Below are 20,970 nucleotides of genomic sequence, written 5' to 3'. Positions count from 1 at the left end.
TCCGTGGCCTTTGCCTGGCTCCCGGGTGCTGTGGGCGACATCGCGCATGGCGCGGTGACGACGATCCTGCTGATCGCCGTCACCACGCTGGCCGGCACGCTGCTCAGCATCCTCGGCGCCGCGGGACGGCGAAACGGCCCCGTGCTGCTCAAGCGGGCCATCGCCTGGTATGTCGAGGTGATGCGCAACACCCCGTTCCTGGTGCAGTTGTTCTTCATCTTCTTCGGCCTGCCCAGCCTCGGCATCAGGCTTGATCCGATCCTGGCCGCCATGCTGGCGATGACGCTCAACATGGCGGCCTATACGATCGAAATCGTCGGCGCCGGGCTGGATGCGGTACCACCCGGGCAGACGGAAGCCGCCCTGGCGCTGGGCTTGAGGCCCCGTCAGGTGTTCATCAAGATCGTGCTGCCGCAGGCGCTCAAGATCATCTATCCGGCACTCACCAGCCAGATCGTCATCATGATGCTGGAATCGGCCGTCGTGTCGCAGATCGCGGTGCGCGAACTGACCTATGAGGCCGACATGCTGCAGGCGCGCACCTTCCGCTCCTTCGAGACCTATTTCGTCGTGACGCTGGTCTATCTCGCTTTGTCGATGGCCCTGCGCCGCTTGCTGGTCACCGGCGGGCGCCGCGCGCTCGGAGCGGGCGTGTCATGATCGAGTTCACGCTTTGGGACATCGTTCGCAACCTTCTGCTCGCCGCCCGCTGGACGGTGCTGCTGTCGCTGGCTGCTTTCGTCGGCGGCGCGGCGGTCGGAATGGCGGTGCTGTTTTTCAGGATATCCAAGAATAAATGGAGCCGGCGCGTTGCCTCCGGCTACATCGCCCTGTTCCAGGGAACGCCGCTCTTGATGCAGCTGTTCCTGATGTTCTTCGGCCTGCCGATGCTCGGCCTGCGTATCGAACCCTGGACGGCCGCCGTGCTCGGCCTCACCTTCTTCGCCAGCGCTTATCTCGCCGAAATCTGGCGCTCCGGCGTCGATGCCTTGCCATTGGGCCAATGGGACGCCGGCGCCAGCCTCGGCCTGCATTATCTCCAGGAGCTCAGGCTGATCATCCTGCCGCAGGCGTTTTCGATCACCCGCGCGCCGACGGTCGGCTTCCTGGTGCAGCTCATCAAGTCGACGGCGCTGACCTCGATCATCGGTTTCGAGGAACTGGTGCGCACCTCCAACGCCATCAACAACGCCACTTTCGAACCGTTCAAGGTCTATGGGCTGGTGGCGCTGATCTTCTTCGCCATGTGCTTTCCGCTGACGCAATATGCGCGTTCGCTGGAGAAACGAGCGGCTGCCCGCTAAGCCACGCAACCGTGATTTGTGGTTGGCTGGCATGCGCGTCACTGTGAGCGTCACGGCTTTTCGACGAAGAGGGCGGTTTGCCGATGCAGGCGAAATATCGTGTCGCTCTTGCAATCCTATTCGCCCTTTGGATGGCCCAGCCGGCTTTAGCCGCTGACCAGACACCCGATCGCGTCACCATTCCGGCCGACGGCAAGAACGAACCGGCGACGCTGGACGCAATGCTGTTCAAGCCGCAAGGGCAGGGGCCGTTTCCGGCTGTTGTGGCCATGCATGGCTGCAGCGGCCTGTGGAGCAGCAAGAACGGAACAAAGCTCAGCCCGCGCCATGCCGATTGGGGCCAGCGCCTAGCGGCTCTCGGTTACGTCGTGATCTTTCCGGACAGCTACGGGTCGCGCGACCTTGGACCGCAATGCAAGAACGGCGACCGCGAGGTCGAACCGTATCGTGAGCGGGTTGAGGATGCCAACGCCGCCCGCCGCTATCTGCAGACGCTGCCCTATGTGAATTCAGCCGCCATCGCCTTGCTCGGCTGGTCGAATGGTGGTTCGACCGTGCTTTGCACGGTCCGGCCAAAGGACACGCCGAAGCCGGATTCGCCGGATTTTCGCGCGGCGGTCGCGTTCTACCCGGGTTGCACCGCCCTCGCCGACAAGGGCGATTGGGCGACGCGTATGCCGCTGCTGATCGTGATGGGCGAAGCGGATGACTGGACACCGGCCAAGCCGTGCAAAACGCTGGCCGCGGCCAATCCTGACGGCGTGAAGCTCATCCTCTATCCCCGCGCCTATCATGACTTCGACAATGAGGCGCAGAAGCTTCACGAACTCCATGGGCTGGCCTTCACCGCGAATGACGACGGTGTTGCGCATGCAGGCCTAAATCCGGCTGCCCGCGCGGCGGCGCTCAAGGACGTGCCCGATTTTCTGGCTGTGCTGAAGCGATAGACGGAGCACTTGACGATCTGAATGTGAGGGTTTATCACGTTATATAACATGATAAACCCTCACATTTAAGGTCGGCATTATGGCTTCGTCTTCTCTCTTGGCCCGCAGTATCGCGTTTGGAGCCTTGCTGCTAACAATCGCTCAGCCAGCATTGACCGTTGCGCAGGCGGCATCGGCCACCGCGCCCAAGGGAGATGCCGCCAGCGGGCGCGGGTATTTCGAGGACCGTTGCACCAGCTGTCACTCGATTTCGCAGAACCGCTTCGGTCCTCGTCTTGGCGATGTCTATGGCAGGCGTGTTGGATCCGTTGCCGGCTTCCAATACAGCCAGGCCTTGCGCCAGGGGCAATTCATCTGGTCGGAAAAGCTGCTCGACAGGTGGCTGTCCGGACCGGGCCAATTCCTGCCTGGGACCAGGATGGGGATCTCGATAGGCGATCCGCAAATCCGCGCGGATATCATCGCCTATCTCAGATCTCATCCGTCCGGACAGGACGAATAAATGTGCGAGGGGTCTCCCGCTTCAATGCCCGAACGCTAGTGACGGCGCCAAACGATCCCGCCGCAGCCAGCGCGTCAAAAGCAGCGCCGCCACCACGGCCAGTCCTGTCGACAGGCCAATCCAGATGCCGACGCCATGCAAGCCGAAATGGAAGGCGAGCAGCACGCCGAGCGGCAGGCCGACACCCCAATAGCCGATCGCGGCATAGATCATCGGCACCTTGGTGTCGTGCAGGCCGCGCAGCATGCCGGCGGCAACGGCTTGAGCACCGTCGAACACCTGGAACAGCGCAGCAAAGGCCAGGAACGACACGGCAAGCGCGATCACCCTGGTGTTGGCCGGGTTGGTCATATCGATGAAGGCGCTGATCAGCGGATGCGGCCACAGGATCATCACCAGCCCCATCAGCGCCATGAACGAGACGCCGATGACAAAGGCCGTCCAGCCGGCGCGCGACACACCTTCCGGATTGCCGGCGCCATGTGCGAGACCGACGCGCACTGTCACCGCCTGGTTGAGGCCAAGCGGCACCATGAAGGAGATCGAGGCGATCTGGATGGCGATCGCATGCGCGGCCAGCGAATCCGCGTCGATCAGGCCCATCAGCAGGGCTGCTGCGTTGAAGATCGTAACCTCGAAAGCAAGGATGCCGGCAATCGGCAGGCCGAGCCGCAGCAGGCCCTTGAAGCGCGGCCAGTCGGACCGCCAGAAGCGGCCGAACAGGCGGTAGCGCCGGAACTTCTTCTCCCGCATCACGACAACGGCCATGCCGACGAACATCAGCATGCTGGACAGCGAGGTGGCGAGACCCGAGCCGGCAATGCCCATTGCCGGGACACCGAGATTGCCGAACATGAACACCCAGTTGAAGAGCACGTTGCAGGCAACGGCGACGAAAACGATGATCAACGCCCAGCCCGGCCGCTCCAGCGCCGAGATGAACGAGCGCAGCACGATATAGCCATAGAAAGGCAGCACCGCCCATTCGAGCCAGCGCAGATAGATGCCGGCCTGGTGCGCCAGCGCGGGCTCCTGGCCCATGGCCAACAGGATCGCTTCGCCATGCCAGAGCACGAGCCAGATCGGGATCGAGATCAGGATCGCCAGCCACAGGCCCTGGCGCACGGTGCGGCGCAGGTCGCGCACCGAATGACGGCGGCGGCCAAGCTCGGTAGCGATCATCGGAGAGGTGGCCAGCATCAGCCCAAGCCCGAAGATCAGCGGCATGAAATAGAGATTGGCGCCCAACGCGCCGCTGGCCAGCGTATCCGCCCCGAGCCGCCCCATCATCATGACGTCGGTGGCCGTCATCGCGGTCTGGCCGAGATTGGTCAGCACCATCGGCCAGGCGAGCGCCAGCGTCGCCCTGATTTCCTGACGCCAAAGGTTTTCCGGCGCACGAGCGCCGGCTTCGATCGCAGACATTGTTCCGCTCTTTCAAGGTTGCGGCACGTCGGCAAAGAGCCGGAAGCCGCATGTCAAACGGCAAAACCTTCGGTTTCGCGGCGTTTGCGCCGTCTATTGAACGAAATGCGACATGAAGGCAAGGGAGGAGGGGAGGAGACCGATTGAGCCAGTGTCATTCCAGAGGTGCCACTGCGTCGTTCCCTTGCCGCGCACGGACTGTTACGGATTGCCTTGGAGACCGGCAGCCAGCGAACCCGCCGGGAGGAATGGATGGCGTTCAGACAGCGAAAAAACACGGCCGCGATCCCGCGCACCGCACCAGCCTTCGAACATATCGTCACCGAAGCCAGCGACAGCTTTCTGTGGCGGCTCGACGACTACCCGTGGGAGCGCAATGTCTGGAATTTCCATCCCGAGTACGAAATCCATCTGCTCAGGAAATCCTCCGGCGTGGTCCTGGTCGGCGATCATATCGGCGAATTCGGGCCTGGCTACCTGACCATCGTCGGCGGCGGGCTGCCGCATGATTGGGTGACGGCGGTGCAGCCGGGCGAACTGATCGAAGGCCGCGACATCGTCCTGCAGTTCGATGCGCAGAGGCTGCGCGGCTCGGCGGGCCTGCTGCCGGAACTGCGCGAACTGGAGCCGTTCCTGGAGCGGTCCCTGCGCGGCATGGTCTTTCACGGCGGCACGGCGCTGGAAGGCGCCGGTCTGATGGAGCGGATGGGGGCGGTGCATGGGCTCGCCCGCCTCTGCCTGTTCCTCGAACTGGTCGACCTCCTGGCCAGGACCGACGAGTACGAGTTGCTGTCATCGCCGGATTTCTCGCCGCTTCTCGATGCCGCCTCGCTCGACATCATCCAGCGCACGCTGACCTATCTGTTCCAGCATTTCGCCGAGGACCTGAAGCTGCCGGAAGTGGCCGACCTCGCCGGAATGAGCGAAAGCACCTTCTCGCGCTTCTTCCAGAAGAACACCGGCAACTCCTTCAGCGACCACCTAGCCAAGCTCCGGCTCTGGCAGGCCTGCAAGCTCTTGGCGGACACGGATATTCCGATCACCGAGATCTGTTTCCAGGTCGGTTACATGAACATCTCGAACTTCAACCGGGCCTTCATGCGCAAGCATCGGATGACGCCGTCATCCTATCGCCGCCTGTCGCGGCAACGGATGACAATGCGCGCATAAGCGCACCCTGAAATCCCCATGTTGGCCCCGATCAATACTCAGGTGAAATGGGTGGTTGATGGGTGCCGGTTTTTGCGCCGCACAATGCATAAAAGTACAGGTCGGCTGCAACGGGGCTTCTAGCGCGGCCCGTTGCAACTCCGCATTTTGGCGATGGGTGGCATGTCACTCGGGCGATGGTGAGGATCGCAGACCCGAGGACTCCCGCTTCCCGCGAGTGTTCCTGGAGGAGAAAAATCAATGAAACCAATTCGGCTCGCTGCGGGCTTGGGCGCAGCTTTCATGCTTTCCGCTACCGTATCCACCATCGCACTGGCGCAGGCGCCGGTGTGCTCCGCGCCGGTCAAGGTGCTGGCGCAACCGCGCGACGGCCTGACGCTTCTGGAGGACTCCAAGGCCGAGTTCCAGAAGCTCTCCGGCGCCAGCTTCCAGATCGATTATCTCAACGAGAACGACCGCCGGGCCAAATCGCGCGCCGATGCGTCCACCGTCGGCAATTACAACGTCTACTATGTCGATGAAGCCAACGTTGCCCTGTTTGCCTCATCGAAATGGATCGTGCCACTGACCGATTATTACCCGGCTGACTATGACTATGCCGACTTCGACCCCGGCCGCCAGAAGGTCGCGACCTATGACGGCAAGGTCTGGTTCGCGCCGCTGACCGGCGGCGGCGACCTGATGGTCTACCGCAAGGATGTGCTCGAGGCCGCCGGCATCCAGCCACCGAAGACGCTGGACGAACTGATCGCCGACGTGCCGAAGCTCACCAATCCCGACAAGGGCATGTACGGCATCGCGCTGCGCGGCGCACGCGGTTCGGGCGCCAATGTCTGGCGCTGGATGCCCTTCTTCAAGGCCTATGGTGGCCAGTGGTTCGACGGCGACAAGCCGGCTTTCAATTCGGACGCAGCCGTCAAGGCGACCGAGACCTATCTGAAGCTGTTCAAGGATTCGGCACCCGGCACGCAGACCGGCAGCTGGGATGAATCGACCGGCGCCTTCCTGTCAGGCCAGGTCGCGATCCTCGTCGAATCGACGCCGCTGTCGGGCATGGCGGTCGATCCGAAGACCTCCCAGGTGGTCGGCAAGATCGGCTTCCTGCCGCCGCCATCGCCGCTGCCTGGCGGCGGTTACGGCCATGGCCTTGCCATCGCGGCGAAAGCCAATGCCGACGACGCCTCGAAGAAATGCGCCGGCTTGTTCATTGCCTGGGCAACGTCGAAGGAAAACGAGAAGCGCCGGCTCGACGCCCACCAGTTCGGTGAGCTGAACCGCACCAGCATCCTGTCCAGCAAGGAATTCGCCGATATCTACGGCGCCGACCTTGGCCAGGCGCTGGCGGCGACAGGCAAGGTCACGGCGGTCAACTTCTGGCAGGACCCACGCTGGCCGGATCTCGGCGACCGTTGGGGCATCATCCTCGAAGAGCTGATTGCCGGCACGCGCACCGACATCAAAGGCAGCCTCAACGAGCTTGATGCCTATGCCAACCAACTGGTGAAGAAATAAGCCATCCTCCCCCTGCGGCGCGCGGTCCACGGCATTCGATTGATGCCGGGACCTGTGCGCCGCGGGTCTCCCTTTTTCGCCGCTGCCGAGACACAGCCAGGGACAGACAGATGCCGCGACGCTCTTCCTTGCCGGTCACCTTTATTGTGCCGACGCTCATCATCCTGCTGGTGCTGTCGATGGTGCCGACGCTGTATGCGATCATCATCGCCCTGCAGAACCGCGAGCTGAGTTCAACAGCCTACTCCTATGTCTGGTTCTCGAATTTCTATGACCTGTTCTTCGATCGCCGCTTCCTCAACGCTGTCTGGGTGTCGGTGAAGTGGGAGTTCGTCACGGTCATCGCCACGATGGTCGTGGCCATTGGCCTTGGCGTGCTGATGTTCGAGGTCGCCTCGCCGCGCATGCGAAACGTCTACTGCTTGCTGTTCATCATCCCGGTTCTGCTGCCGCGTGTTTCGGCGGCCTTCGTCTGGAAGTTTGCCTATCATCCGCTGTACGGCATCGCCACCTATCCCTACAGGCTGATCACCGGTGGGCTGATCTTCGACCCGCTGTCCAAGCCGTCGACGGCGCTGTTCGCCGTTGCGTCGGTTGATGTCTGGCAATGGGGTCTGTTCTTCGCCGTCATCGTGCTGAAGCTCTTGGAAACACTGCCACCGCAGCCGATCGAGGCGGCGCGGCTCGACCATGCCAAACGCTGGCAGATCCACGCCTATGTGACCTTGCCGATGCTGAAGGCGCCGGTGGTCAGCCTGATGTTCGTCAAGATGATCGAATCGCTGCGCTCCTTCGACCTGATCTATGTGATGACGCGCGGCGGACCGGGCGTGGCGACCGAAACGCTCGACATGTACGCCTTTTCGCAAGGCTTTATCGAGTCTGGCAAGGTGTCATACGCCTCGGCCATGGCGGTGCTGATGATGATCGCCACCGTCATCACCTTCACCATGCTGTGGAAGCGGGTGCAGGCATGAGGCTGTATCCCATGAGACTGGGCCTCCTCATCGGCAAGACCGTCCTGGCATTTGCCGGCTTCATGGCCGTGTTTCCGCTCGCCTGGACCGCGCTCAATTCGCTGAAGAACAATGTCGACATCATCACCCGCGTGCCGCGCCTGGTGTTCACGCCGACACTGGCCAACATCAGCTATATCGTCGGCCGCGACAGCGTCATGACCGGCCTTTACAACTCGGTCATCGCCTGCGGCGTCGCTGTGCTGATCGGCGTCGTGCTTGGCCTGCCTGCCGCCTACTCGGTGGCACGCTATCCCAACCGCTGGGCCGGCGACATCCAGTTCTTCGTGCTGTCGCTCCGCTTCCTGCCGCCGGTGGCGGTCGCCATTCCGCTGATGGTGATCTGGCTGCAGCTTGGCCTCTACGACACGCTGGCGGCGTTGATCGTCACCTATTCGCTGCTGACCATCTCGGTGATCATGTGGCTGGCCATTCCCGCCTTCCAGGCCGTGCCGAAGGAGGTCGAGGAAGCTGCCTTCGTGGATGGCTACGGCGCCTATTCGGTGTTCTGGCGGATCGCGCTTCCGGTGGCGGCACGCTCGCTGATCGGGGCGGTCGCCTTCAGCTTCGTGCTGGTCTGGAACGAGTTCCTGATCGCGCTGATGCTGTCCAGTTCCAATGCCAAGACCTTGCCGATCGTCGCCTCGGAACTCTCCCAGCAAGGCATGAACGTGCCGTGGGGCATCCTGAATGCTTCGGTCGTGCTGCTGTCGCTGCCGCCGCTGCTTTTCCTCAGTGTGCTCAGCGGCTTCCTGAATTCCGTTTTCCGGCAAAACAAGACTTGATGTGAGGACGACCCGATGCGGGCTTTGGTGCTTGAGAAAAAAGGCGAACTGTCGCTGCGCGAGATCGCGTTGCCGCTCGATGTCGGGCCAGACGACGTCAAGATCGCCATCCACACGGTCGGCGTCTGCGGCAGCGACGTGCACTATTACACCCATGGCGCCATCGGCAGCTATGTCGTGCGCGCGCCGATGGTGCTCGGCCATGAAGCCGCTGGAACGGTGGTCGAGATCGGCGCCAATGTCGAGACGTTCAAGGTCGGCGACCGCGTCTGCATGGAGCCGGGCGTGCCGAACCTGTCGTCGCGCGCGACCAAGCTCGGCATCTACAATGTCGACCCTGACGTTACCTTCTGGGCAACGCCGCCGGTGCATGGCGTGCTCGCGCCCTACGCCGTGCACCCGGCTGCCTTCACCTACAAATTGCCGCACAATGTCTCCTTTGCCGAAGGCGCGATGGTCGAGCCCTTTGCCATCGGCATGCAGGCCGCAAGCCGTGCCCGGATCGTTCCGGGCGATGTCGCCGTCGTCGTCGGCTGCGGTCCGATCGGCATCATGATCGCGCTTGCCGCACTTGCCGGCGGCTGCTCGAAAGTGCTGATCTCCGATTTCTCCGCGCCCAAGCTGAAGATCGCCGCGCAGTATGCCGGTATCGTTCCGGTCAATATCGGCGAGCAATCGCTGGTCGATGCCGTAGCCGCCGCGACCGACAATTGGGGGGCCGACATCGTCTTCGAGGCCAGCGGCAGCCCGAAGGCCTTCGCCAACCTGTTCGATGTCGTGCGGCCGGGCGGCGCGGTGGTGCTGGTCGGTTTGCCGGTCGAGCCGGTGGTCCTCAACGTGCCGGCGGCAATCTCGAAGGAAGTGCGCATCGAGACGGTGTTCCGCTACGCCAACATTTTCGACCGCGCCTTGCAGCTGATCGCTTCCGGCAAGGTCGACCTCAAGCCGCTGATCACCGGCACCTATGATTTCTCCGACAGCATCAAGGCATTCGAACGGGCCGCCGAAGGCAAGCCGGAGGACGTCAAGCTGCAGATCCTGCTGACCGGCGAGAAGGGCTGAGCATGTCCGCGATCATTTGCTCCCATGTCGATAAGGCCTATGGCGCCACCACGGTAATCCGCGACCTCAACCTCTCCATAGAAGAGCACGAATTCGTCGTCTTCCTCGGACCCTCCGGCTGCGGCAAGTCGACCTTGCTGCGCATGCTGGCGGGGCTGGAGGACATCAGCGGCGGCGAGGTCTCGATCGGCGGCAAGGTGGTCAATGATCTCGACCCGGGCGACCGCGGCATCGCCATGGTGTTCCAGAACTACGCGCTCTATCCGCACATGACGATCTTCGACAACATCGCCTTTGGGCTGAAGCGGCAGAAGGTGCCGAAGGCCGAGATCCAGCAGCGTGTCGAGGCGGTCTCGAAGACGCTGGGTCTCGATCCCTATCTCGGCCGCAAGCCCACTGAGCTGTCCGGCGGCCAGCAGCAGCGCGTCGCAATCGCGCGGGCCATGATCAAGACACCGAAAGTCTTCCTGTTCGACGAGCCGCTGTCCAATCTCGATGCCAAGCTGCGCAACCACATGCGCATCGAGATCGCCCGGCTGCACCAGTCGCTGAACACCACCACCGTCTATGTCACCCATGACCAGCTCGAGGCGATGACGCTCGCTGACCGCATCGTCCTGCTGCGCGACGGCAGGATCGAGCAGATCGGCTCGCCGGCCGAAATCTACGAGCGGCCGGCCAATCTGTTCGTCGCCGGGTTCATTGGAACCCCGAACATGAACTTCATCGATGTCACGGTCAGCCGAGTCGCGAATGGCTGGACGCTGACCAATCCCGGAACCGCCTTTACCATCGATGGTTCGCGCTTCAAGCTTCAAGACGGTGAACGCGCGGTGCTTGGGATCAGGCCTCCGGACCTCAGGACAGCGACCCCTGGCGGCTCCGAAAATCTGCTGGCAGGCACGGCCGATCTCATCGAATTCCACGGTAACTATGCGCTGGTGACGTTCGCTCTTGGCGGCAAGGAGATCAGCGCGCTCGTTCCCAGCCGAGCCTGCCCCGTCATCCGCAGCGATGTCCGCTACACCTTTGACGAATCGAACATGCATCTGTTCGATGCCAAGTCCGGCCTGTCCTTGTTGACAAGGTAAGGCGCGTTCTCGCTCTACCGGATCGCGTCAAGCGCTTGCCGTTGCCGGTGCATCTCCAGGAAAATCCGGTAATCGCGGTCAAAGCGGGAGCCGGCGGCCGGATTGGCGGCGCGCGTCTTGCCGCCTTGCTGCATGGCAAGGCAGGCGGCGTTGAGGTCGGGGAAGAGCCCTGCGGCGGTAGCGGCCACCATGCCGGTGCCGAGCAGCACCGCTTCGTCGGCCAAGGGCTCGACCACCGTGCAGCCGGTGGCGTCGGCATAGAGCTCCATCAGCAGCGGGTTCTTGGTGTGGCCGCCGGTGACGTGCAGCGTGTCGATCAGGTAACCATTCTCGTTCAGCGCCTCCAGCACATGACGCACACCGAGCGCGATGCCGACGGCTGTGCGCCAATAGAGCTTGCACAGGCTGTCGAAGGAGGAATCCAGCGTCAGCCCGCTGACCACGCCGACGGCATGCGGATCGGCGAGCGGCGACCGGTTGCCGTGGAAATCCGGCAGCACATGCAAGCGTGCGGCGAGGCTCTCGCCCTCGATGGCGCGCAGTTCGGCGACACGCCCGGCGATCTTGGCATGCATGGCCGCATCCGGCTCGCCGCCGGCACCGTGCCAGCGGATGATGTGGTCGAGAAGCGCCCCGGTGGCCGACTGGCCGCCTTCCGACAGCCACAGCTTCGGCAGCGCCGCGCCGTAGTAGGGTCCCCAGACGCCGGCGAAAGGCTGCGGGTCGGGCGACATCGCCATGACACAGCTCGACGTGCCGGCGATCAGCGCCAGGTGCCGGCCGATATCCTGTTCGTCGCCTGCAAAGCCGCCAAGCACGCCAAGTGCGCCGGCATAGGCATCGATGACGCCTGCGCCGACCCGGCATTTTTCGCTCAGGCCAAGCTCCGCCGCCGCCAGCGGTGTCAACTGGCCGATATCGGCGCCAACCGGGCTTGCCCTTTCAGGCAGGTTGCCGTGCTCAAAGAGATCGTCGAGGCCGACCATTTCGAAGAAATCGCGCTGCCAGGCGCTTTCCTCATGCGCCAGATAGGTCCATTTGGCGGTTAGCGTGCATTGTGAACGGGCCAGCGAGCCCGTCGCCTGCCAGGTCAGGAAGTCAGTCAGGTCGAATAGGTAGCCGGCTTCATTCCACGTCTTGCGCAGATTGCGCTTGAGCCACATCAGCTTCGGCGTCGCCATTTCCGGTGACATGACGCCGCCGATATAATTGAGCACCTCGTGGCTGCTCGCCGTGCATTCGTCGGCCTCTGCAATGGCGCGGTGGTCGAGCCAGACGATGGTGTCCCAGCGCTTGTCGCCAGTGGTCGAAACGCTGAGTTGTTCGCCTCGCCGGTTGCGCACCACCAGCGAACAGGTGGCATCAAACGAGATGCCGACAATATCTTGGGCCGCAACGCCGGCTTTTTCGCGGGCGGCACGTACTGCGATGCAGACCGCCGACCAGATATCGCGCGAATCATGCTCGGCGTGGTCCGGCTTCGGCTGGTTCATGGCGATCGGCCGTTCGGCGCGGCCAAGCAACGTGCCACTTGTGTCGAGAATGCCCGCGCGAGCGCTCCCGGTGCCGACATCGACCGCGCAAACAAACTGTTTCGTCAAGATGCTCTAACTCTCGCTCCCAGGCCTGCAATCAGATCGGGCAATTGCAGCATGTCAGCGAATATAAAGTCAGGTTCGTTCGACGCAAGCCGCGCTTTCAAGGCGGGGTTGCCGGCATGTGCGCCGCCGGTGAAGGCAAAGACGCGCATACCGGCCGCGCGCGCGGCCGCGACGCCGGCCGGACTGTCCTCGATGACGAGGCATTTGCTGGGATGGACCCGCATGCTGGCGGCGGCATGCAGGAAGAGGTCGGGCGCCGGCTTTCCCTTGGCGACCATGGCGGCGCTGAACAGATGCGGCTCCATCAGCCGGAGCAGGCCGGTGACGTCGAGCGCATAACGGATGCGTTCCAGCGTGCCGGAGGAGGCGACGCAGAACGGCAGGCCAAGCCCAGGCAACATCTCCTTGACGCCGGGGATCGGCTTCAGCTCCTCACGGAACTTTCGCATGAGGTCGACGCGCATCGCGGTCAGGTGCTGATCGGTGATCTCCAGGCCGAAATCGCGGCCGAGGATCTCGCGCACGCTCTTCATGCTCTTGCCGAGGAAATGCTCGTAGGCGGCGTCCTCGCTGACGCTGCCGCCGGCAAGCTCGATCATGCCGAGCAGCGCCGAGACGGAGAGCGCCTCGCTGTCGACCAGCACGCCATCGCAGTCGAAGATGACCAGTTCAGGCGTCATGGCGTCGGATGGCTCTCAGAGCTTGCCGGCGATGTAGCGCGTCAGCGTGGCGCGGGCGCCATTGGCCCACAGCACGTTGAGCGCATGGCCGAAGGCCTCGACGAAGGCCGTGGCGCGGCCGACATCGCCATAGATGTCTTCCATCGCCAGCCAGGCGGCGGGCGTGTCCTTTGCCGCCTTTGCAGTGGCCTGCAGCCGGTCCCAGCTCGGGTCGTTGGGTTCGATGACGGCGCCGCTGTCTGATGTGCCGAAGCAGTAGCGGCACCAGAGCGCGGATTCCAGCGCCAGCCCGGCGACGCCTTTTCCCGCCTTCAGACGGTCGGCGATGGTCGGGATGATGAATTTCGGCTGGCGGTTGGAGCCGTCGAGACAGAGCCGGCGGATAGTGTCGCCGATCTTGGGATTGGAGAAGCGCTTCTCGATGAGCTGGTAATAATCCTCCAGCACCGTGTCCGGCACCGGCGGCACGGTCGGAATGATCTCGTCGTGCTCGAGCTTGTCGAGAAAGCCGCGCACCAGCGGCTCCTGCATCGCCTCATGGACGAAATGGATGTCCATCAGCCCGGCCGGATAGGCGATGGTGGCGTGGCCGCCATTGAGGATGCGGATCTTCATCAACTCGTAGGGCGCGACGTCCTTGACGAACTGGACGCCGACCTTTTCCAGCGGCGGGCGACCGTCGGTGAAACGGTCTTCCAGCACCCATTGCCGGAACGGCTCGCAGAACACCGGCCAGGCGTCCTCGACACCAAAATCCTTGGCCAGGATGCCACGTTCGCGGTCGGTGGTGGCCGGCGTGATTCGATCGACCATGCCGTTGGGAAAGGCGACATTGTCGCTGACCCAGTTGGCCAGATCCTCGTCGATCAGGCGGGCCAGCCCGATGACCCCGTCCGACGTGACATGGCCATTGTGGGGGATGTTGTCGCAGGACATGACGGTGAACGGCACGGTGCCCTCGTCGCGCCGGCGCACCAGCCCGGCCAGGATGATGCCGAACACCGTCTTCGGCGTGGCGCCCGGTCGTGCGTCGGCGACGATATCGGGATGGGTCGGGTTGAACACGCCAGAGGCCGGATCGATGAAATAACCCCCTTCGGTGATGGTCAGCGACACGATCCTGATCGCCGGATCGGCCAGCCGCTCGATGATACCAGCCGCATCGCCCGGCATCAGGAAGTCGATCATCGCGCCGGTGACGCGGGCGCTCATATGGCCGTCATCCTGCTCGACGACCGTGGTCAGCCAGTCCTGCTCTTCGAGCTTGCCGCGGCCGATTTTCTCGCCTTCGAAGACGCCGGCACCGACCAGTGCCCAGTCATGGCCGACACCCGAATTGAACAGATCGTCGAGATAGACGGCCTGATGCGAGCGATGGAAATTGCCGACACCGAAATGCACGATGCCGGCCTTGAGCTTCGAGCGGTCGTATTTTGGACCGGCGACATTGGCGGGCAGCTTCGAGAGATTGGAAGACGAGAGTTTCACGGTCATCTGTTTTACCCTTTGGCCTGATTTCGGCCTGCGTTACTCCCTTCTCCCGGGTTCACGGGAAGAAGGTCAGGGATGCCACGCCGACCGGGGTCGATGCGGCCTTTCACTTTGATGTGTCGGCCTCTGCGCCTCGCGGAGGAACGAGGAACAGAGGCCGTCCCCCCTCAACTCATCCACTGGCCGCCATCGACATTGTAGGTCTGGGCGACGATGTATTCGGCGTCAGCGCTGGCCAGGAAGACAGCCATGCCGGCGAGGTCCTCCGGTTTGCCCATTCGGCCGTAAGGCACGCCCTCGCCAACGAGTCTCTTCTTCTCGCCCTTTGGCCGGTTCTCGTACTTGGCGAACAGCGAATCGACCTCGTCCCACATATCGCTGTCGACGACACCGGGTGCGATACCGTTGACGTTGATGCGGTGCTTGATCAGGTCGAGCCCCGCCGACTGGGTCAGCGAAATTACCGCGGCCTTTGTGGCGCAGTACACAGCCACCAGCGGCTCACCACGCCGTCCGGCCTGGCTTGCTACGTTGATGATCCTGCCGCCCTTGCCCCGCGCGATCATCGAGCGGGCGGCCGCCTGCAGCATGAACAGCGTGCCGGCGACATTGACGGAGAACAGTTTTTCGTAGCTCGCCCGAGAGATCTCGACGATCGGCGCTAGGTCGAACAAAGCCGCGTTGTTGATCAATATGTCGAGGCCGCCAGTCTTGGCTTCCACCGACTTTACCGCCGTGTCGATGGATGCTTGGTCCGTGACATCGAGTTTGACGGCATAGGCGTTGCCGCCGATCTCTCCAGCCGTCTTTTGCGCGGCCTCGAGGTTGATGTCGGCAATCGCCACCTTAGCGCCTTCGCCGACATAGGCTTCGGCGAAGGCCCGGCCGATGCCACGGGCGGAGCCCGTGATCAACGCCGATTTGCCGGCCAGTCTCACGATGCCAGCGCCTTTCCGTCAGGTCCGAAGCGGTGCATTTTGGCCTTGTCGGGCGTCAGATAAATGGTGTCGCCGTGGTGAACTGCGAGTTCGCCGTCGGCGCGCACCGTCAGCGGACCGACGCCATCAGCTTGAACGTGCAAGAAGGTGTCGGAGCCAAGATGTTCGGCAACGCCGACGATGGCTTTCCATTCGCCTGCCGTGGTCGAGATTTCCATATGCTCGGGACGAATGCCGATGGTTTTGGCATTGTATTTGGCGGCGGGGGCGCCTTCGATGAGGTTCATTTTCGGCGAGCCGATGAAGCCGGCGACGAATAGGTTCTTCGGCGTCTTGTAGAGTTCCATCGGCGAGCCGACCTGCTCGATGTTGCCGGCATTGAGCACGACGATCTTGTCGGCCATGGTCATGGCTTCGACCTGGTCGTGGGTGACGTAGATCATGGTCGTCTTGAGCTGGTGGTGCAGCTCGCTGATTTCCAGCCGCATGGTGCCGCGCAGTGCGGCGTCGAGGTTGGACAGCGGTTCGTCGAACAGGAAGGCGGTCGGCTGGCGCACGATGGCGCGGCCGATGGCGACGCGCTGGCGCTGGCCGCCGGAAAGCTGGCCGGGCCGGCGTTCGAGATAATTGGTGAGGTTGAGCACGCGTGCCGCGTCTCCCACTTTCTTGTCGATGGTCGCCTTGTCTTCGCCGGCCATCTTCAGCGGGAAGCCGATGTTCTTGGCCACCGTCATGTGCGGATAGAGCGCATAGGACTGGAACACCATGGCGAGCTTGCGCTTGGCCGGTGCTTCGCCGGTGACGTCACGCCCGTCGATGTTGATGGTGCCGCCGCTGGTGTCCTCCAGCCCGGCGATCAGCCGCAGCAGCGTGGACTTGCCGCAACCCGACGGGCCGACGAAGACGACGAACTCGCCATTCTCGATCACCAGATCGAGGCCGGGGATGATGGACGTCGATCCGAAGGACTTGGAGACGTTCTTGAGCGTGATGTTTCCCATGGTTTCCTCCCCGAGGGGTTATTGTCCGACGTTCTTACGCGTCACGTTACTTGACGGCACCAAATGTCAGGCCGCGCACCAGCTGCTTCTGGCTGAACCAGCCCATGATCAGGATCGGCGCGATCGCTAGCGTCGAGGCCGCCGAAAGCTTGGCCCAGAACAGGCCTTGCGGGCTTGAGAAAGAACTGATGAAGGCGGTGAGCGGCGCTGCTTCCGTCGTGGTCAGCCGGATCGTCCAGAACGCTTCGTTCCAGGCCAGGATAATGTTGAGCAACATAGTCGAGGCGATGCCCGGCACCGCCATGGGTGTGAGCACATAGATGATCTCATTCCACAATGAAGCCCCGTCCATGCGCGCCGCTTCCAGGATCTCGCCTGGGATTTCGCGGAAGTAGGTGTAGAGCATCCACACCACGATCGGCAGGTTGATCAGCATCAGCATGACCATCAGGCCGATGCGGCTGTCCAGCAGTCCGAGGTTGCGGAAGATCAGGTAGATCGGGAACAGCACGGCGACGGCGGGCATCATCTTGGTGGACAGCATCCACATCAAAATGTCCTTGGTCCGCTTGGTCGGCGAGAAGGCCATCGACCATGCTGCCGGAATGGCGACGAGCAAGGCGAGGATGGTCGAACCGACCGACAGGATCACCGAGTTCAGGAAGAACTTGAAGTAGCCGCTTTGCGCCTGAACCTCGGTATAGCTTTCGAATGTTCCCGACGGGATCAGGCTGAAGCCCTGGATCGCCTCCTGCTCCGACTTGAACGAGGTGATGATCGTATAGAGGATCGGAAAGAAGATCAGCAGGGCGACGATCCACGCCGCAATTGTCGCGATTGTCTTGTGCTGGGTGGTGACAGAGCGTGCCATCGTATCCTCCCTTACTTGTCCAGGTTCTTGCCGACGGCGCGCATGGCGAAGAAGGCAACGATGTTGGCGAGAATGACAGCGATGATGCCGCCGGCGGATGCCTGGCCGATTTTGAACTCCAGCAAGGCCTTCTGGTAGACAAGGAAGGGCAGGTTGGTGGAAGCGTAGCCGGGGCCGCCATTGGTGGTGACGAGGATCTCGGCATAGACGGAGAGCAGGAAGATCGTCTGGATCAGGATGACGACGGTGATGGCGCGCGACATGTGCGGCAGCGTCAGATAGATGAAGCGGCTCACGAAGCCGGCGCCGTCCATTTCGGCGGCTTCCTTCTGTTCTCCGTCGAGCGACTGCAGCGCGGTCAGCAGGATCAGCGTCGCGAAGGGCAACCATTGCCAGGCGACGATGATGATAATGGCCATCATCGGATGCTGCCCGAACCAGTCGATCGGCTGGGCCCCGAAGAAGCGCGCTATATCGGCGAAGACCCCATATTGCGGGTGCATGATCATGTTCTTCCACACCAGTGCGGCCACCGGCGGCATGACGAAGAACGGCGAGATGACGAGGATGCGAACGATCCCCTGTCCCCACATCGGCTGGTCGATCAACAACGCCAGCAGGATACCGCCGATCACCGTGATCAACAGCACGCTGACCACCAGCGTGAGCGTGTTGAGGATCGACTGCAGGAAGGCCGGGTTGGAATAGAACAGCGCGTAGTTGGAGAAGCCAACAAAGCCGTCGCGGATCGGATTGAGCGGATTGTACTGCTGGAAGGAGAACCACAGGGTCAGTGCGAGCGGAACAACCATCCAGACCAGCAGCAGCACCACGGATGGCGCCATCATGAAACGGGCAAGCGAACGGGTCTGTTGAGTAGCCATGATGGTCACCCTCCCAAGGTCAGCCAGGTTTTCAGAATTGTGCCAGAATTTTCCCGATTTTGAAAAGTGGCCGCCCGAACTGGGTTTCGGGCGGCCCTTTGCCGGTCATGATAGGCGACCGACGTTCGGCACCGGGAGGAGCCTTACTTGATATAACCGCCTTCGGTCATGGCCGCGGTGGCAGCGTCCTGGGCCTGCTTCAAGGCGTCGTCGACACTCGACTGGCCGGCAAGAGCCGCCGAGAAGAGCTGGCCGACGGTGGTGCCGAGGCCCTGGAACTCAGGGATGGCGACGAACTGCACGCCGACATAGGGCACCGGCTTGACGGTCGGATGCGTCGGGTCGGCTGCGTTTATGGAGTCCAGCGTCATCTTGGCGAACGGAGCCGCCTTCTGGTACTCGGCATTGGCATAGAGCGAGGAGCGCGTGCCCGGAGGAACGTTGGCCCAGCCTTCCTTCGAAGCAACCAGTTCAGCATAGTGCTTGCTGGTCGCCCATGAAACGAACTTCTCGGCGGCGTCAGCCTTCTGCGTGCCGGCCGGAATGGCCAGCGACCATGCCCAGAGCCAGTTGCCGCGCTTGCCGAGCCCATTGTCCGGCGCCAGCGCATAGCCGACCTTGTCGGCGACAGTCGAGTTCTTCGGATCCGAAACGAAGGAGGCAGCGACGGTGGCGTCGATCCACATGCCGCATTTGCCTTGCTGGAACAGCGCCAGGTTTTCGTTGAAGCCGTTCGAGGAAGCACCTTCCGGACCGTCGGCCTTCATCATGTCGACATAGAACTGCAGCGTCTTCTTCCATTCCGGCTGATCGAACTGCGGCTTCCAGTTCTCATCGAACCAGCGGGCGCCGAAGGAGTTCGACATGGCGGTCAGGAAGGCCATGTTCTCGCCCCAGCCGGCCTTGCCGCGCAGGCACACGCCGTTCACGCCATTGGCGCGGTCGGTCATCTTGTCGGCGGCCTGGCGGATGAAGTCCCAGGTCGGCGCGTCGGGCATCTTCAACCCGGCCTTGTCCATCAGATCCTTGCGGTACATGACGAAGGAGCTTTCGCCGTAGAAGGGCGCGGCATAGAGCTTGCCGTCGACTGAAAGGCCGCCGGCAATGGCTGGAATGATGTCCTTGGCGTCATAGTCGGCGCCGAGCTTGTCGAGCGGCAACAGCCAGCTCTGCTTGGCCCAGATCGGAACCTCGTAGGTGCCGATGGTCATCACGTCGTACTGGCCACCCTTGGTGGCGATATCGGTGGTGACGCGCTCGCGCAGCACGTTTTCTTCAAGTGTCACCCAGTTGAGCTGGATGTCGGGGTTCGCCTTGGTGAAGTCTTCGGTCAGCTTCTGCATGCGGACCATGTCGCCATTGTTGACGGTGGCGATGGTGATGGATTCGGCATGTGCGGCAAAAGCGAGAGCGCTGGCCGACAACAAGCCCAGGGTGAGCGTGCGCAGTTTCATCAAATTCCTCCCATGAACCAAGATGAGCATTTGCCTTGGCTATGAGCAATTACTCACTTGGTGTGAATTATGTCAAGCCGGATTCGATGCTGCAGCGCAGCACTCGGCGATGCTGACGGGCAATGGCGCTTGTGGAGATTTTGCGAAGACGAGCTTCGCCGTCGCCGGATTTCACCGACGTCGGCGGAGACTTGCGAAACTGGCGCCGCGAGGGGGCTGCCTGTCAGCAGGCGATCTCGGCCAGCAGCCAGTCGCGGAAGGCGCGGATCTTCGGCACGTTGCGGCGCGCCTGGGGATAGACCAGCCAATAGGCATGGCCATCATCGCCGACCAGGTCGAAAGGCTGGATCAGGCGACCGTCGGCGAGTTCGGCCTTGAACAGAGCCCTGGTCAGGATTGCCACGCCATGACCGGCAATCGCGGCATTGGCCTCGTAGGCCTGCGCGCCCATGCTGCTGCCGGGCCGTCTGGCAAGATCGTGCGAGTGCACGCCGGCGGCCGAAAACCATTCCGTCCACCAGATGTCGCCCGGATCGAGGATCGGCAGGCGCAACAGATCGGCCGGTTCGTTGACGCCGCCAATGCTCGCCGCGAGCGTGGGACTCAGCATCGGCGTGAAATCGGCATCGAGCAGCTTGTGCGCCTCCAGGCCCGGCCATTTGCCACCGCCCGAGCGGATGGCGATATCGGTATCCTCACGCGAGAAATCCGTCAGCCGGCTCGATGTCTCCAGCCGCACGGCAAGTGCGGGATGCGCGATCTGGAACGAGCCCAGGCGGTGCGCCAGCCAGTTCGAGGCGAAGGTCAGCACGGTGGTGACGCAAAGCAATCCGTCAGCCCCAGCGCGCGCTGCGGCGTAGGCTTGGCCAAGAATGGCAAAAGCCTCGCTGACGGCGGGCGCGAGGCGCTGTCCGGCTTCGGTCAACTGGATCTGCCGCGGCCGGCGCAGGAACAGCGGTGAACCGACACGCTCTTCCAGCACCTTGATCTGATAGCTGACCGCAGCCTGTGTCATGCCGAGTTCCACGGCGGCCTTGGTGAAGGAAAGATGCCGCGCCACCGCGTCGAAGACCCTGATCGCCTGCAGCGGCGGGAGCTGGGAAACCTGTCGCGAGCTGAGATCAGGCATAAGGCCTCCTTATGGGCCATGATCGACGTTCGATTGGCAAAGGCAGCCGCCGACACCGACATTCAGCGTCAACCCGTCACTCGGGTTCAGGATAGCGGAGGTTGACG

20 protein-coding genes are annotated in these 20,970 nt (G+C 62.7%); 10 read left to right on the top strand and 10 right to left on the bottom strand.

Translation table 11 applies throughout. The features are described 5' to 3' along the window. The first annotated feature begins 3 nt into the window (after window positions 1-3). The 4 genes from EB235_RS03130 to EB235_RS03115 all read left to right on the top strand — a co-directional run bounded on the left by EB235_RS03130 (window position 4) and on the right by EB235_RS03115 (window position 2,753). Window positions 4-660, top strand: coding sequence for an amino acid ABC transporter permease (locus tag EB235_RS03130; protein WP_027032405.1), 657 nt, complete (start codon window positions 4-6; stop codon window positions 658-660). Next, window positions 657-1,304 (top strand): amino acid ABC transporter permease, encoded by a 648-nt coding sequence (locus EB235_RS03125; protein ID WP_027032406.1) that lies wholly within the window; start codon window positions 657-659, stop codon window positions 1,302-1,304. Before EB235_RS03130 ends, EB235_RS03125 begins: the two co-directional genes overlap by 4 nt. An 83-nt stretch (window positions 1,305-1,387) precedes the next feature. Further along, on the top strand, window positions 1,388-2,251 hold the full coding sequence (locus EB235_RS03120) for a dienelactone hydrolase family protein (RefSeq protein ID WP_027032407.1): 864 nt from the start codon (window positions 1,388-1,390) through the stop codon (window positions 2,249-2,251). A 151-nt stretch (window positions 2,252-2,402) separates the two neighbouring features. Continuing rightward, complete coding sequence (locus tag EB235_RS03115; RefSeq protein WP_208603641.1) at window positions 2,403-2,753, top strand: c-type cytochrome; 351 nt, start codon at window positions 2,403-2,405, stop codon at window positions 2,751-2,753. A 21-nt stretch (window positions 2,754-2,774) separates the two neighbouring features. Here the strand turns inward: EB235_RS03115 and EB235_RS03110 are convergent, their stop codons facing one another. Then, on the bottom strand, window positions 2,775-4,178 hold the full coding sequence (locus tag EB235_RS03110; protein ID WP_027032409.1) for an MATE family efflux transporter: 1,404 nt from the start codon (window positions 4,176-4,178) through the stop codon (window positions 2,775-2,777). A gap of 252 nt (window positions 4,179-4,430) precedes the next feature. On the opposite strand from EB235_RS03110, the gene EB235_RS03105 reads away from it, so the two are divergent. The 6 genes from EB235_RS03105 (at window position 4,431) to EB235_RS03080 (ending at window position 10,814) form a co-directional block, all read left to right on the top strand. Continuing rightward, window positions 4,431-5,348 carry an AraC family transcriptional regulator gene (locus EB235_RS03105; RefSeq protein WP_032925775.1) on the top strand — a complete coding sequence of 306 codons (918 nt, stop codon included), beginning with the start codon at window positions 4,431-4,433 and terminating at the stop codon, window positions 5,346-5,348. Window positions 5,349-5,588: 240 nt separating this feature from the next. Next, a complete protein-coding gene (locus tag EB235_RS03100) occupies window positions 5,589-6,860 on the top strand; it encodes an ABC transporter substrate-binding protein (protein WP_027032411.1) in 1,272 nt (423 codons plus the stop codon). Between the two features lie 110 nt (window positions 6,861-6,970). Continuing rightward, window positions 6,971-7,837, top strand: a complete 867-nt coding sequence (locus tag EB235_RS03095; RefSeq protein ID WP_027032412.1) for a carbohydrate ABC transporter permease — start codon at window positions 6,971-6,973, stop codon at window positions 7,835-7,837. Window positions 7,838-7,848: 11 nt separating this feature from the next. After that, a complete protein-coding gene (locus EB235_RS03090) occupies window positions 7,849-8,661 on the top strand; it encodes a carbohydrate ABC transporter permease (RefSeq protein ID WP_027032413.1) in 813 nt (270 codons plus the stop codon). A gap of 15 nt (window positions 8,662-8,676) precedes the next feature. After that, complete coding sequence (locus EB235_RS03085) at window positions 8,677-9,723, top strand: NAD(P)-dependent alcohol dehydrogenase (protein WP_027032414.1); 1,047 nt, start codon at window positions 8,677-8,679, stop codon at window positions 9,721-9,723. Between the two features lie 2 nt (window positions 9,724-9,725). Further along, on the top strand, window positions 9,726-10,814 hold the full coding sequence (locus EB235_RS03080; protein ID WP_027032415.1) for an ABC transporter ATP-binding protein: 1,089 nt from the start codon (window positions 9,726-9,728) through the stop codon (window positions 10,812-10,814). A gap of 14 nt (window positions 10,815-10,828) precedes the next feature. Here EB235_RS03080 and EB235_RS03075 read toward each other — a convergent pair whose 3' ends face one another. From EB235_RS03075 to gcvA, 9 genes are all read right to left on the bottom strand, one after another. Beyond that, complete coding sequence (locus tag EB235_RS03075; RefSeq protein WP_027032416.1) at window positions 10,829-12,415, bottom strand: FGGY-family carbohydrate kinase; 1,587 nt, start codon at window positions 12,413-12,415, stop codon at window positions 10,829-10,831. Next, window positions 12,412-13,095, bottom strand: coding sequence for an HAD family hydrolase (locus tag EB235_RS03070; RefSeq protein WP_027032417.1), 684 nt, complete (start codon window positions 13,093-13,095; stop codon window positions 12,412-12,414). The genes EB235_RS03075 and EB235_RS03070 overlap by 4 nt, the downstream gene beginning before the upstream one ends. 15 nt (window positions 13,096-13,110) lie before the next feature. Next, on the bottom strand, window positions 13,111-14,589 hold the full coding sequence (locus tag EB235_RS03065; protein WP_027032418.1) for a mannitol dehydrogenase family protein: 1,479 nt from the start codon (window positions 14,587-14,589) through the stop codon (window positions 13,111-13,113). Between the two features lie 164 nt (window positions 14,590-14,753). Continuing rightward, a complete protein-coding gene (locus EB235_RS03060) occupies window positions 14,754-15,527 on the bottom strand; it encodes an L-iditol 2-dehydrogenase (protein WP_027032419.1) in 774 nt (257 codons plus the stop codon). Beyond that, entirely contained in the window at window positions 15,521-16,525 is a 1,005-nt protein-coding gene (locus EB235_RS03055; protein ID WP_027032420.1) for an ABC transporter ATP-binding protein, read from the bottom strand. The genes EB235_RS03060 and EB235_RS03055 overlap by 7 nt, the downstream gene beginning before the upstream one ends. A 46-nt stretch (window positions 16,526-16,571) precedes the next feature. After that, a complete protein-coding gene (locus tag EB235_RS03050) occupies window positions 16,572-17,396 on the bottom strand; it encodes a carbohydrate ABC transporter permease (RefSeq protein ID WP_027032421.1) in 825 nt (274 codons plus the stop codon). A gap of 11 nt (window positions 17,397-17,407) precedes the next feature. Continuing rightward, a complete protein-coding gene (locus EB235_RS03045) occupies window positions 17,408-18,280 on the bottom strand; it encodes a carbohydrate ABC transporter permease (protein WP_027032422.1) in 873 nt (290 codons plus the stop codon). Between the two features lie 143 nt (window positions 18,281-18,423). Then, on the bottom strand, window positions 18,424-19,734 hold the full coding sequence (locus EB235_RS03040) for an ABC transporter substrate-binding protein (RefSeq protein WP_027032423.1): 1,311 nt from the start codon (window positions 19,732-19,734) through the stop codon (window positions 18,424-18,426). Window positions 19,735-19,957: 223 nt separating this feature from the next. Further along, the gene (gene gcvA, locus EB235_RS03035) at window positions 19,958-20,863 is read right to left on the bottom strand and encodes a transcriptional regulator GcvA (RefSeq protein WP_027032424.1); all 906 of its coding nucleotides are present in this window, start codon (window positions 20,861-20,863) and stop codon (window positions 19,958-19,960) included. Between the last annotated feature and the right edge of the window lie 107 nt (window positions 20,864-20,970).

Source organism: Mesorhizobium loti R88b, assembly GCF_013170845.1.
Lineage (GTDB): Bacteria > Pseudomonadota > Alphaproteobacteria > Rhizobiales > Rhizobiaceae > Mesorhizobium > Mesorhizobium loti_B.
The sequence above is the reverse complement of the archived record's forward strand: the minus strand, read 5'-3'. Positions and strand labels throughout refer to the sequence as shown.

Bases quoted from the DNA above. Each gene is read 5' to 3' on its own strand.
- EB235_RS03085 (WP_027032414.1), top strand. From the start codon at position 8,677: ATGCGGGCTTTGGTGCTTGAGAAAAAAGGCGAACTGTCGCTGCGCGAG.
- EB235_RS03065 (WP_027032418.1), bottom strand. From the start codon at position 14,589: ATGACCGTGAAACTCTCGTCTTCCAATCTCTCGAAGCTGCCCGCCAAT.
- EB235_RS03070 (WP_027032417.1), bottom strand. From the start codon at position 13,095: ATGACGCCTGAACTGGTCATCTTCGACTGCGATGGCGTGCTGGTCGAC.
- EB235_RS03125 (WP_027032406.1), top strand. From the start codon at position 657: ATGATCGAGTTCACGCTTTGGGACATCGTTCGCAACCTTCTGCTCGCC.
- EB235_RS03090 (WP_027032413.1), top strand. From the start codon at position 7,849: ATGAGACTGGGCCTCCTCATCGGCAAGACCGTCCTGGCATTTGCCGGC.
- EB235_RS03055 (WP_027032420.1), bottom strand. From the start codon at position 16,525: ATGGGAAACATCACGCTCAAGAACGTCTCCAAGTCCTTCGGATCGACG.
- EB235_RS03045 (WP_027032422.1), bottom strand. From the start codon at position 18,280: ATGGCTACTCAACAGACCCGTTCGCTTGCCCGTTTCATGATGGCGCCA.
- EB235_RS03050 (WP_027032421.1), bottom strand. From the start codon at position 17,396: ATGGCACGCTCTGTCACCACCCAGCACAAGACAATCGCGACAATTGCG.
- EB235_RS03120 (WP_027032407.1), top strand. From the start codon at position 1,388: ATGCAGGCGAAATATCGTGTCGCTCTTGCAATCCTATTCGCCCTTTGG.
- EB235_RS03080 (WP_027032415.1), top strand. From the start codon at position 9,726: ATGTCCGCGATCATTTGCTCCCATGTCGATAAGGCCTATGGCGCCACC.
- EB235_RS03110 (WP_027032409.1), bottom strand. From the start codon at position 4,178: ATGTCTGCGATCGAAGCCGGCGCTCGTGCGCCGGAAAACCTTTGGCGT.
- EB235_RS03105 (WP_032925775.1), top strand. From the start codon at position 4,431: ATGGCGTTCAGACAGCGAAAAAACACGGCCGCGATCCCGCGCACCGCA.
- EB235_RS03095 (WP_027032412.1), top strand. From the start codon at position 6,971: ATGCCGCGACGCTCTTCCTTGCCGGTCACCTTTATTGTGCCGACGCTC.
- gcvA (WP_027032424.1), bottom strand. From the start codon at position 20,863: ATGCCTGATCTCAGCTCGCGACAGGTTTCCCAGCTCCCGCCGCTGCAG.
- EB235_RS03100 (WP_027032411.1), top strand. From the start codon at position 5,589: ATGAAACCAATTCGGCTCGCTGCGGGCTTGGGCGCAGCTTTCATGCTT.
- EB235_RS03040 (WP_027032423.1), bottom strand. From the start codon at position 19,734: ATGAAACTGCGCACGCTCACCCTGGGCTTGTTGTCGGCCAGCGCTCTC.